General features: G+C 69.6%; 11 protein-coding genes and 1 pseudogene. 5 read left to right on the top strand and 7 right to left on the bottom strand.

Annotation, left to right across the window (positions count from 1 at the left end):
- Positions 1 to 21: 21 nt before the first annotated feature.
- The 3 genes from Q0916_RS03390 (at position 22) to thrS (ending at position 3361) form a co-directional block, all read left to right on the top strand.
- Entirely contained in the window at positions 22 to 849 is an 828-nt protein-coding gene (locus Q0916_RS03390; protein ID WP_299234390.1) for an aldo/keto reductase, read from the top strand.
- A gap of 117 nt (positions 850 to 966) precedes the next feature.
- Positions 967 to 1350, top strand: coding sequence for a DUF5518 domain-containing protein (locus tag Q0916_RS03385; RefSeq protein ID WP_299234388.1), 384 nt, complete (start codon positions 967 to 969; stop codon positions 1348 to 1350).
- Positions 1351 to 1429: 79 nt separating this feature from the next.
- Positions 1430 to 3361, top strand: a complete 1932-nt coding sequence (gene thrS / locus Q0916_RS03380) for a threonine--tRNA ligase (protein WP_299234386.1) — start codon at positions 1430 to 1432, stop codon at positions 3359 to 3361.
- 35 nt (positions 3362 to 3396) lie between these two features.
- Here thrS and Q0916_RS03375 read toward each other — a convergent pair whose 3' ends face one another.
- The 4 genes from Q0916_RS03375 to nadA are packed head-to-tail and all read right to left on the bottom strand — an operon-like array spanning position 3397 to position 7786.
- Positions 3397 to 4239, bottom strand: a complete 843-nt coding sequence (locus tag Q0916_RS03375) for a PspA/IM30 family protein (protein WP_299234384.1) — start codon at positions 4237 to 4239, stop codon at positions 3397 to 3399.
- Positions 4240 to 4273: 34 nt separating this feature from the next.
- Entirely contained in the window at positions 4274 to 5101 is an 828-nt protein-coding gene (gene nadC / locus Q0916_RS03370) for a carboxylating nicotinate-nucleotide diphosphorylase (RefSeq protein WP_299234490.1), read from the bottom strand.
- The gene (locus Q0916_RS03365) at positions 5091 to 6656 is read right to left on the bottom strand and encodes an L-aspartate oxidase (protein ID WP_299234487.1); all 1566 of its coding nucleotides are present in this window, start codon (positions 6654 to 6656) and stop codon (positions 5091 to 5093) included. The genes nadC and Q0916_RS03365 overlap by 11 nt, the downstream gene beginning before the upstream one ends.
- Complete coding sequence (gene nadA, locus Q0916_RS03360) at positions 6653 to 7786, bottom strand: quinolinate synthase NadA (RefSeq protein WP_349254501.1); 1134 nt, start codon at positions 7784 to 7786, stop codon at positions 6653 to 6655. The genes Q0916_RS03365 and nadA overlap by 4 nt, the downstream gene beginning before the upstream one ends.
- Before the next feature lie 285 nt (positions 7787 to 8071).
- Between nadA and hmgA the strand changes: the two genes are divergently transcribed.
- Positions 8072 to 9283: a hydroxymethylglutaryl-CoA reductase (NADPH) gene (hmgA, locus tag Q0916_RS03355; protein ID WP_299234380.1), complete on the top strand. Its 1212-nt coding sequence runs from the start codon at positions 8072 to 8074 to the stop codon at positions 9281 to 9283.
- Here hmgA and Q0916_RS03350 read toward each other — a convergent pair whose 3' ends face one another.
- Positions 9284 to 9757, bottom strand: coding sequence for a universal stress protein (locus Q0916_RS03350; protein WP_299234379.1), 474 nt, complete (start codon positions 9755 to 9757; stop codon positions 9284 to 9286).
- Positions 9758 to 9852: 95 nt separating this feature from the next.
- On the opposite strand from Q0916_RS03350, the pseudogene Q0916_RS03345 reads away from it, so the two are divergent.
- Positions 9853 to 10782: pseudogene (locus Q0916_RS03345) on the top strand (formate/nitrite transporter family protein); the annotation flags it as partial.
- Positions 10783 to 10928: 146 nt separating this feature from the next.
- Here Q0916_RS03345 and Q0916_RS03340 read toward each other — a convergent pair.
- Complete coding sequence (locus Q0916_RS03340) at positions 10929 to 11348, bottom strand: hypothetical protein (RefSeq protein ID WP_299234373.1); 420 nt, start codon at positions 11346 to 11348, stop codon at positions 10929 to 10931.
- Positions 11349 to 11436: 88 nt separating this feature from the next.
- A complete protein-coding gene (locus Q0916_RS03335) occupies positions 11437 to 11943 on the bottom strand; it encodes a DUF5817 domain-containing protein (RefSeq protein WP_299234370.1) in 507 nt (168 codons plus the stop codon).
- Between the last annotated feature and the right edge of the window lie 41 nt (positions 11944 to 11984).

Genomic DNA, 11984 nt, shown 5'->3' with positions numbered 1-11984 from the left:
GCTCGACGCCGTATCAGGCGTATGCACGTGACAACCGTTCGCGGCGTCGACATCCCGACGGTCGGACTCGGGACGTGGCGTCTCACCGGCGAACAGTGCCGCGAGACGGTCCGGACGGCGCTGGAACTCGGCTACAGACACATCGACACCGCCCAGCAGTACGGCAACGAGCGACAGATCGGCGGCGCGCTCCGCGACAGCGGCGTCGACCGCGAGGACGTCTTCGTGACGACGAAACTCGGCCGCGGGAACCGGGGGTACGACGACGTCCGCCGCTCGACCGAGGAGAGTCTCGCGAAACTCGGCACCGAGTACGTCGATCTGCTCTTGATCCACTGGCCGGACCTGACGACGCCGCTCGGGGAGACCCTCGCCGCAATGAACGACCTCGTCGCCGACGGCAAGGTCGGACACGTCGGCGTGTCGAACTTCGGGCTCGACCGCCTCGATCGCGCCCGGGGGCTCTCCGAGAACGAGATCCTGACCGACCAGGTCCAGTACAACCCCTACTGGACGCAGACCGATCTGCTCGACTACTGCCGGATCCACGACGTGGCGCTGACGGCGTACTCGCCGCTCGGTCACGGCGGGGCGCTCTCGGACCCGGTCCTCGAGGAGATCGGCGACCGCTACGGGAAGACGGCCGCACAGGTCGCGATCCGGTGGCTCGTCCAGCAGCCGAACGTCGTCACTGTCCCGAAGGCGACGAGCCGCGAGCACCTGGCCGAGAACGTCGACGTCTTCGACTTCGAGTTGAGCGACGCCGAGTGCGAACGCATCCGACAGCCCTCGAAGTCGCGGGCGCTGTCGAGTTTCCTCACGGGCCGGCTCCGCCGCGCCGCGCCGTAGCGGATCGGACGCGTGCGCCCGAAGGCGTGCGCACAGAGCGTCCGGTCCGGGCCGAATCGCTTCGGGGGAGCGTACCGCACAACGCTTTTTTACCGAATAGGCGACCATCCGATACGGATGGTCCCCGATACCTCTCCCTCCGGCGCGATCGACAGGCTGGAAGACGGCACGTCCGGCACGCTTCTCAACGCGCTCGTCGGCGGTGCCGTCGGCATCGTGCTCTCCTTTGTGCCGCTCTCGACGCTTCTCGGCGGCGCGGTCGCCGGCTACTTGGAGCGCGGCGGGAGCGACGGGATCGAGGCCGGCGCGATCGCCGGCGCGATCATGCTCGTCCCCTTCGCGGCCGCGGGGCTTGTCGTGTTGCTCGTCGTGTTCTCCGGTGGCGCGCCGCTCGGGTTCACCGTGATCGCGGTGTTGGTACTGCTTTTCGGGGCGCTGTACACGGTCGGTCTCGGCGCGCTCGGCGGGTATCTCGGGGCGTACGCCTACGAGAACTACTGAACGGGGCCTCGGGGCAGAGCGGGGCGGGGCGGCCGCCGGAACGGTGGGACTTATCAGAGTCCCCGGGTTTGTCATAGCCATGAGCGATATCGTCGTCACGCTGCCCGACGGCTCGGAGCTCTCCGTCGAGTCGGGGTCGTCGGTCGAGGACGTGGCACACGAGATCGGACCGGGGCTCGGCGAGGACACGGTCGCCGGGGTCGTCGACGGCGAACTCACCGACAAGGCCGACCCCCTCGAGGAGGACTGCGAACTCGTCGTCGTCACCGAGGACAGCGACGAGTACCGGCGGGTGCTGCGGCACTCGGCGGCGCACGTCTTCGCGCAGGCGCTCCAGCGGCTCCACCCCGAGGCGAAGTTGGCGATCGGCCCGCCGACCGACGAGGGATTTTATTACGACGTGACGGGCGTCGACCTTTCGGAGGACGACTTCGGACCGATCGAGGCGGAGATGGAGTCGATCATCGAGGCCGATCACACCATCGAGCGCGTCGAGCGCGACCGCGAGACGGCCCTCGATACCTACGCCGACAACGAGTACAAACGCGAGATCCTCGAGACCGAGGCGGCGGGCGAGGGGACGGTCTCGTTTTACGTCCAGGACGGCTGGGAGGACCTCTGTCGGGGCCCCCACGTCGAGTCGACGGGCGAGATCGGCGCGGTGAAGCTGCTCTCGATCGCGGCGGCGTACTGGCGCGGCGACGAGGACAACGACACGCTCACCCGGGTCTACGGGACGGCCTTCGAGAGCGACGCCGAGTTGGAGGCGTTCCTCGAGCGGCGCCGGAAGGCCGAGGAGCGCGACCACCGGAAGTTGGGCAACGAGCTCGATCTGTTCTCGATCCCCGACGTGACCGGCCCGGGGCTCCCGCTGTATCACCCCAACGGCAAGACCGTCCTCCGGGAGCTGGAGGCCTTCGTCGACGGGTTGAACGACGCCCAGGACTACGAGTTCGTCGAGACCCCCCACCTGTTCCGGACGGAGCTATGGAAGCAGTCGGGGCACTACGACAACTACGTCGACGACATGTTCCTGTTGGACGTCAACGACGAGGAGTACGGGCTCAAGCCGATGAACTGCCCCGGGCACGCGACGATCTTCAACGAGGGCAACTGGTCCTACCGGGATCTCCCGGTCCGCTACGCCGAGAACGGGAAGGTCTACCGCAAGGAACAGCGGGGCGAGCTCTCGGGGCTCTCGCGCGTTTGGGCGTTCACGATCGACGACGGCCACCTCTTCGTGAAGCCCGAGTCGATCGAGCGGGAGGTCAACACGATCATGGAGCAGATCAACGAGGTGCTCGAGACGTTCGGCCTCGAGTACGAGGTCGCGCTGGCGACCCGCCCCGAGAAGTCCGTCGGCTCCGACGAGATCTGGGAGCAGGCCGAATCGCAGCTCCGGGACGTCCTCGACGCGAGCGGGATGGCCTACGACGTCGAGTCGGGCGACGGCGCGTTCTACGGGCCGAAGATCGACTTCGCCTTCGAGGACGCCCTCGGCCGGAACTGGGACGGCCCGACGGTCCAGTTGGACTTCAACATGCCCGAGCGGTTCGATCTCTCCTACACCGGCGCGGACAACGAGACGCACCGGCCGGTGATGATCCACCGCGCGCTGTACGGCAGCTACGAGCGCTTTTTCATGGTGCTCATCGAGCACTTCGACGGGAACTTCCCGACGTGGCTCGCGCCCGAACAGGTCCGGATCCTCCCGGTGTCGGACGACAACATCGGGTACGCCAAACAGCTCAAAAACCGGTATCTCGACGCCTTTCGCGTCGGGATCGAGGACCGCTCGTGGACGGTCGGCAAGAAGATACAGGCGGCGCACGACGACCGCGTGCCGTACATGATCGTGGTCGGCGACGACGAGGAGGCGGCCGGAACCGTCTCCGTCCGGGACCGCTTCGAGGACGAGCGAAACGACGTCGACGTGGCGACGTTCGTCGAACACCTCGAAGGCGAGGTCGAGGCGAAACGGATCGAGCCGGACTTCGTCGGCGACCCGTAGGGTACTCGCCGCGCGCCGTCCGTCGCCCGTTGGCGCTACTCGTCGTCGTCCTTGAGGTCGTCGAGTTCGGCTTCGATCTCGGGGTCGCTCGCCCCGCGTTCGGCGTCGGGTTCGGCTCCGTCTTCGAGTTCGATGTCGACGTCTGTCTCGCCGTCGGCGTCGGTTTCGGCTTCTGTCCCGTCGGCGCCCGCCTCGGATTTCAGCGTCTCCAGTTCGGCGTCGACCTCGCCGGTCTGGCGGATCTCCTCGAGTTCGCGGTCGAGGTCGCTCTCCGTCGAGAGCGCGCTCTCGAAGGCCCCGCTCTCCTCGAGTTCGTCCATCGCGGCCGCCCGCGCTTCCATGTCTTCGGTGTCCTCGCGGGCCCGCTCGATCGACCGGGAGATGTTCTCCATCTCGTCGCCGGCGCCCGTCATCGCCTCGCTGACGCGGGCGCTGGCCTCGGCGGCCTCGTAGCGCGCTTTCATCGTCTCCTTTTCGGTCCGGAACTCCTGGATCCGGTTTTGGAGCTCGTTTTTCTTGTCGACGAGGTTGTCCTGGGTGCCCTGGAGGTCCGCGATCTGCGTCTCGAGGTCCTCGATCTGGTTCATCTTCTGTTTTTTCTTCTCCAGCGCGCGCCGGGCCAGATCGTCCCGGTCCTGCTCGACGGCCTGTCTGGCCTGTTCGTTGTGCTTTTCGACGTTCTCCTCGAGGCGGCGCTTTTGGATCTCGAGGCGCTTCTTTTGGGTCGTCAGGTCGGCGATGCCCTTCTTTACATCCTGCAGTTCGTCTCTGAGCTGTTCGTAGGAGTAATCGAGCGTCTCCTGCGGATCCTCGGATCGGTTCAGGACGGCGTTGACTTTCGACCGGATGACGTACGATGCCCGCGAGAGGATGCCCATATATCCCGGTCTTGTGCCCGCAACGATTAAAAGCCTACTCCGGCGCGGACGAACCCCCGGTCCGAAAGGAGAGATCCAGCGCCGGCGCGCTGTGGGTCAGCGCGCCCAGGGAGACGACGTCAACGCCGGTTGCGGCGTAGGCGGCGACGTCGTCGAGGCCGATCCCGCCGCTGGCCTCCGTCAACACCCCATCGGGCAGCGCGGCGACGGCCGCGTCCGTCTCGGCGGGGCCCATGTTGTCGAGGAGAACGGCGTCCGCGCCGGCCGCCGCGGCGGTCCGGGCCGTCTCGACGCTCTCGGCTTCGACCTCGATCAGCGTCGCGAAGGAGGCGCGCTCGGCGAACCGCTCGACGGCGGCTTCGACGCCGAGTTCCGCGATGTGGTTGTCCTTGATCATCGCCATGTGCGAGAGGTCGAGCCGGTGGGTGTCGCCCCCGCCGGCCGCGACGGCGCGCTTTTCGAGCCCCCGGAGGCCGGGCGTCGTCTTTCTGGTCCCGGCGACCGCGACCGAGTCCGACACCTCGCGGGCGGCCGACACCGCCGTTCGGGTCCGCGTTGCGATCCCCGAGGCGTGGCCGGCGACGTTCGTCGCGACCCGCTCGCCGCGGAGGAGCGCCGCCGTCGGACCGGACACCGAGAGCACGACGTCGCCGGGGGCGATCGCCTCGCCAGGGGGCGTCCGGGTCTCGACGGTCGCGCCGAGAGAGTCGAAGACGGCCGCGGCGGCGTCGGTGCCCGCCGCGACGCCCTCCTGTTTGGCGACGAGCCGGCCGGTCGAATCGCCCGGGACGTCGTTCGTCACGTCGTGGTGACCGAGGTCCTCGCGGAGCCACCGGTCGATCCGGGCGCGTTCAATCGGCATCGGCATCGGCACCGGCGTCGACATCGTGATCGACGTCAGCGTCGGTTCCGGCACCGACGGGCGGCTCTTCGGTGCGGTAGTGACAGCCGCGGGACTCCTCGTTGGCCGCCGCGGCGCGGGCGACGAGCAGCGCGGTGACGCAGGCGCTTCTGAGTTCGTACAGCGAGCGGCTCGTCCGGGTGCGGGCGTAGGCGTCGAGTTCGCCTTTGAGCCGCCGCAGCGCCGACACCGCGCGGTCGAGCCCGGCGGCCATCCGCTCGATCCCGACGCGCTCGTCCATCACGCGCCGCAGCCGGCGGAGCTTCTCGTCGGCGAAGCTGTCCGCCAACGCGGGGTCGCTGTCGCGGAACCCCGGCGCGTCGACATCCGGGACGCCCTGGCACGCGGCGGCGGCGTTTCCGGCGCGTCGCCCCCACACGAGCGCCTCGAGCAGGCTCGTCGAGGCGAGTCGGTTCGCGCCGTGGACCCCGGTGCGGGCGCACTCGCCGACGGCGAAGAGCCGATCGAGAGAGCTCCGGCCCCGGGTGTCGACGTCGATGCCGCCACAGAGGAAGTGCTCGGCGGGCGCGACCGGGATCCCCGCGTCGCCCGTCTCGGGGTCGACGCCGCGCTCGACGCAGGCGGCGTGTAGCTCCGGGAACGACTCGGCGAACGACAGCGGCGAGACGTCGAGCGTGACCCTGCCGGTCCGGGCGCGCTCCCGGCCGACGGCGCGGGCGACGACGTCCCGCGGCGCGAGTTCGGCGTCCTCGTGGTACGACGGCATGAAGCGCTCGCCGTCGCCGTTCCGCAACAGCGCCCCCTCGCCGCGGACCGCCTCGCTGAGGAGGAAGGTGCCGGTCCCGGCGCCGTCGCCGGCGAAGGCGGTCGGGTGGAACTGCACGTACTCCATGTCGGCCAACTCGGCCCCGGAGAGCGCCGCCATGGCGATCCCGTCGCCGGTCGCGGTCGCCGGGTTCGTCGTCCGCTCGTAGCACGCGCCGATGCCGCCGGTCGCGAGGACGGTCGCCGCCGCCCGGTACGGTTCGGGATCGCCGCCGCGGGCGAGCACCGCGCCGCCGACGCGACCCTCGGCGCAGAGCAACTCCAGCGCCGCCGTGTCCTCGAGGATCTCGACGCGGTCGTGGCCGCTCAGGCGCTCGAGGAACGGGACGAGGACGTGTCTGCCGGTCGCGGCGTCGACGTGGAGGATGCGGGGCTCGCTGTGGGCGGCCTCGCGGGCGTACTCGGGGTCGGCACCGCCGTCGAACGAGACGCCGAGTTCGTCGATCAGGACCTCACGAACGGCGGTGTCGGCCTCCCCGACGAGGACGTCGACCGCCTCGGGATCGGCGAGGCCGTCACTGGCCTCGATAACGTCGTCTTTGAACGCCGCCGGATCGCCGCGCGAGACCGCGATTCCCCCCTGCGCCCAGTAGGAACTCGACTGTTCGGGCCGCTCGGCCTTCGTCGCGAGGGTCACGTCAGCGCCGGCCTCGGCGGCCGAACGCGCCGCCGCACAGCCGGCAAGACCGCTTCCGACGACGAGGACGTCGGTCGTGTGCGCCATCGTCAGACCTCCAGCATCCGCTCTAGGGCGACCCCGGCCAGTTCCTTCTCGCGCGGCGGGACCTCGATGACGTTTCGCTCCCGGCCTGCGGCGAGTTCCTCGAGAACCCACGTCAGGTAGTTGGGATCGATCTGTCGCATCGCGTTGCAGTCCATGCAGGCGTCGCCGCACAGCGGCACGACGTTCACCTCGGGGTGCCAGCGCCGGAGGTGGTTCGTGAGGTGGATCTCGGTGCCGATCGCCCACGTCTCGCCGGGGGCGGCCTCGGCGACCGTCTCGCGGATCGTCGACGTGGAGCCGACCCGATCGGCCGCCTCGACGACCTCGCGGCGGCACTCGGGGTGGACGACGACCCTCGCGTCGTCGTAGGCGTCCCTGATCGCCCGGACGTGGCCCTCCTCAAACCGCTCGTGGACCTGACAGTAGCCGTCCCACAGCACGATGTCGGCCTCGGCGACCGCCGCAGCGTCCTCGGCCTCGGGGTCCCAGGGGTCCCACTCGGCGACCGAATCGCCCATGCCGAGGCGGTGGGCGGTGTTCTCGCCGAGGTGCTTGTCCGGCAGAAACAGCACCGTATCGCCGCGGTCGAGGGCGTACTCGAAGGCCCGGTGGGCGTTCGACGAGGTACAGACCAATCCGCCCTGTTCGGCGCAGAACGCCTTCAGGTCGGCGTAGCTGTTCATGTACGTCACCGGGACGATGTCGTCGCCGTCGGCGGCGGCGGTGAGTTCGTCCCACGCGGCGTCGACCTGCAGCGCCTCGGCCATGCCGGCCATCGGGCAGGACGCCTCCATCGAGGGGAGGACCACCGTCTGGTCGTCGTCGGTGATGATGTCGGCGGACTCGGCCATGAACGTCACGCCGGCGAACACGACGTACTCGGCGTCGGCGTCGGCCGCCTCCCGGCTGAGCTGGTAGGAGTCGCCGACGAAATCGGCGTGTTCGACGATCTCGCGGCGCTGGTAGTTGTGACCGAGGACGACGACGTCGTCGCCGAGTGCCTCCGTCGCCTCGGTGATGCGTTCGTTCCGCTCGCTCTCGTTCAGATCCCGGTACCGTTCGGGAAGCTGTTCGAGGTCGTCGTATTTGAAGAGACTGAGCTCTGATTCGAGGTTCGTGGTCTCCATTTCAGGCATCTTCGGGCACCGTTCGGTGATACGACAAACAGAACGCCGTTGTGATAAATTTTTGTCTTCAACAGTCCGCCTGCTTGAATTTGATTGTATGTGTACGGCCACATGCGTGATAGAACTGATCCATACCGCCGAACCGAACGGACGGTGTCGTGTGATCGCAGCGCCGGCCGTCGAGTCCCGGTGTCACTCCGGGCGGATCGACCGAGCGCCCGCCGGTTCCGGGCGGCGAGCGCGGCGTCTCGGCCGGGACGGAAGCCATTAGTTGCGGCCACCCGACGCCCCGCCATGGATACCGACGCGCTCCTCGAGGCCGTCCGCGAGGGCGACATCCGGCTGCACGAACTCGAAGCACACGCCGACGCCGACACCGCAACCGCGGTCCGGCGTCGCCTGCTGGCCGCCGAGACGGGGGCCGATCTCGAGACGATCGGCGCGTACGCCTTCGACGCCGCCGCCGCCGAACCGAACATCGAAAACGCCCTCGGCGCGGCGCAGGTGCCGATGGGCGTCGTCGGCCCAATCGACGTCGACGGCGGGGCGGTCGAGGGCGAACCGCGGCTGCCGCTCGCAACGACGGAGGGCGCCCTCGTCGCGTCCGTCAACCGCGGCTGTGCGGCCATCCGGGCCGGCGGCGGCGCCACCGCCCGCGTCCTGAAAAACGAGATGACGCGGGCCCCGGTGTTCCGCGTCGACGACGTCGCCGAGGCCGGCGAGACGGCCGCCTGGATCCGCGAGAACGTCGCGCTGTTGGCCGAGGCCGCCGAGTCGACGACGAGCCACGGCGAGTTGCGCGAGGTGACGCCGTACGTCGTCGGCGACAACGTCTTCGCGCGGTTCGGCTACGACACGAAGGACGCAATGGGCATGAACATGGCGACGATCGCGACCGAGGCCGCCTGCGAGCGCGTCGTCGAGGCGACGCCGGCCGAACTCGTCGCGCTGTCGGGGAACCTCTGTAGCGACAAGAAGCCGGCCGCGATCAACAGCGTCGAGGGGCGGGGGCGGACCGTCGCCGCCGACGTCGTCCTCCCCGAAGAGACCGTCGAGGGGTACTTCGGGACGACCCCGGCGGCGATCGCGGAGGCAAACACCCGAAAGAACCTCGTCGGGTCCGCGAAGGCCGGTTCGCTCGGCTTCAACGCCCACGCGGCCAACACCGTCGCGGCGGCGTTCCTGGCGACCGGTCAGGACATGGCCCAGGTCGTCGAGGGGGCGAACGCGATCACGACCGCCGACGTCCGGAGCGGGGGCGATCTCTACGCGAGTCTGACCATCGCCTCCCTCGAGGTCGGAACCGTCGGCGGCGGGACGAACCTGCCGACGCAGTCAGAGGCCTTGGACGTCGTCGGCGTCGGCGGCGGCGGCGACCCACCCGGATCGAACGCCGACGCCCTCGCGGAGGTCATCGCGACCGCCGCCCTGGCCGGGGAGCTGTCGCTTTTGGGCGCGCTCGCCTCGAACCATCTGGCGAGCGCCCACGAGGAGCTCGGGCGCTGATCACGCGTCGGCGCCGTCGGCGTCGTACACGCCCTCACGGACGAAAAGCACCGGACACGAGGAGTTCATCATGATCCGGTGGGACGTGCTGCCGAAGACGGCCTTGCCGGTCGGCGAGCGCCGGCGGCCGCTGAGGTACAACACGTCGCCGTCGACGGCGTCCGTCTCGGCGAGGATGGTCTCGCCTTCGGCGCCGATCGCGCCGCGGATCTCGAAGGGGACCGACGCCTCGGTGAGCGCCGCCGCGAGCGAGTCGACCCCCTCGAGTCTGGCGGCGAGTTCGGTCGGGGAGGGCCGCTCGTCGTCGAAGCCGGCCTCCTCGAGGCCGCTTTCGTACGCCGCTTCGGTGAACGCGTGCAGGAGGACCACGCGGGCGTCCGACGGCACCGCGAGATCGAGGATCGCCTCGGTCAGTTCGTCGGTCCGGGCGTCGTCGTTCGGCCCGACGGCGACGACGAGTGTCTCGAGCGTCATACCGGCTACCGAACGTCGCCGCGTAAAATACCGACCGGTTCCGGGGCGAAACGGGTGGTGTTTTTTATCAGGGCGTCGAAACGGGGCACGACCGGATGGCCGACGAGCACGAACAACCGACGGACGAATCGGTCCGAGAGGCGGTCGAGCGGTCCCGGAGCGGCGCGCCGGCGGTCGGCGCGGTCGTCCGCGACCGCTTCGAGACCGACGAGGTGTTTCAGCGCATCATCGCGGCGGCCGACGAGGAGATCGACACCGGCACCCGGGAGCTGTTTTTCAGCGCGCTGGCCGGCGGGTTTGCGATCACGCTGACGTTTCTGATCTACGCGTCGATGAGCGCCAAATCCGACAGCGCGGTCGTCGCCTCGCTGCTGTACCCGATCGGGTTCATCTACATCATCCTCGGCGGATACCAACTGTACACGGAGAACACGCTGCCGCCGGTCGCGCTCGTCCTCGAGCGGTTGGCGAGCATCCCGGCGCTGTTGCGCACGTGGGTCGTCGTCGCCGTGGGGAACTTCACCGGCGGACTGCTCGGTGCCGCCGTGCTCGCGTACACCGGCGTGTTCCCGCCGAGCACGGCCGCCGTCGCGGTCGAGATCTCCCGCCACGGGGTCGAAGCCGGGTTCTGGGACCTCTTTTTCAAGGCCGGCTTCGCCGGGCTGATCGTCGCCGGCGTCGTCTGGCTCGATTTCGCCGCCCGCGACACGACCTCGCGGTTCTTTCTCGTGTACGTCGCCTTTCTCATGATCCCGCTCGCCGACCTGTTTCACGTCGTCGTCTCCTTCACCGAGTTGATGTACCTCGTCTTCCTCGGCGAGGCCGCGCTGCTGCCCGGGATGGTCGGGTTCGTCCTGCCGGTCTTTCTCGGCAACACGATCGGCGGGATACTCCTCGTGACCGTCGTCAACTACTTCCAGACGACCGAACGGCGGTTAGAGGCGGCCCGCGAGGACGGCGTCGAACGGCAGTTGTCGGTCCGGGAGCTGATCGGCGGGAGCCGAGTCGGGCGGACGTACGTCCCGGCCGACAAGCCCCCAGCGGGGCGCGAGGAGGGGCCGCGGCGACGGGACGGCGGGGGCTGATGCGGCGACCGGTGACCGGCGACCGGCGATCGTCGGACAGCCGCGCCGCCTGCCCCGAGTTCTTGGGACCCGCGAAAGCGGAGCCCTCAGGAGACCGACCGCACCGTCAGCGCGACAAGCGCCACCGCCCCGACGACGAGCAGCGCAGCCCCGGCCGCAAACAGGCCCTCAACGGGGACGACCGCGCCCACCGCGAGCAGCGCCCACCCGAGCGCGGCGACGGCGTGGACGGTGCCGAGGAGCCGCTTGCCCCGTCGCACGTAGATGCCGCCGCCGCTCAACAGGCCGATCGCGAACACGAACGCCGAGAGGGTCCGGAGTCGGAGCTCCGTCCCGAGGACGTCGACCGGTTCGACGAAGGCGTTCATGACGAACAGGCCGATCCCGGCCGCGAGGGAGCCGACGATGACGAGCGGCGCGGGGTTGGTCTCGGGGGCGCGCTCGGCCATCTCCCCGTTCTCGTCGAAGTCCTCGGGGTCGAACCGGTACTCGTCGCCGTCGGTCACGCGCGATCACGCCCGCTGTCGGCGGGAGGGGTTCCGGCGTCGGCGGTCGCGGTATCGGCGGCGGTCCGTCCGCCGGCGGATCGTCCGGTCACAGCTTCCGGTAGCCCTCCTCGGTCCGCGTGATCTCGCCCGTCTCCCGGAGTTTCCCGATGGCGCGTTCGACGTACTCCTCGGGGACGCCCGCCGCGGTCGCGTACGCCGTGAGCTCCGCCGCGGTCGGCTCCTCGAGTTCGGACAGCCCGTCGAGGACGACCCGCTTTCGGCTCCGGGAGCGGGCCGATTCGCCGTCGGCGCGCGCTTCGGCGGCCGCGACCGCCTCGGCGTCGACGCCCGAGGCGGTCAGAAACGCCACCTCGTCCATCCCCACGTCGTCGATGTCGATCTCTCGGGGGTCGACGAACTCGCCGTCGTCGGCGCGCTCGGCGAGCATCGCGCTCCGGACGCGGGCGGCCGCCTCGGTGGTTTCGGTCTCGGCGAAGCCGCGGAGCTTCTCGAAGCGGTACCGCGAGCGACAGCGCGGACACCGGGTCGTCTCCGGCCGCCCCTCGACGGTCCAAAGCGACCGACAGTTCCGACAGCCGACGACCGTGTACATACCGGGAGTTCGACCGCGGTAAGTTGAATCTGCCGGGTTCG

The organism is Natronomonas sp. (assembly GCF_028274965.1).
In the GTDB taxonomy this organism is placed as follows: Archaea; Halobacteriota; Halobacteria; order Halobacteriales; family Haloarculaceae; genus Natronomonas.
This window is presented reverse-complemented; position numbering and strand designations above follow the sequence as displayed.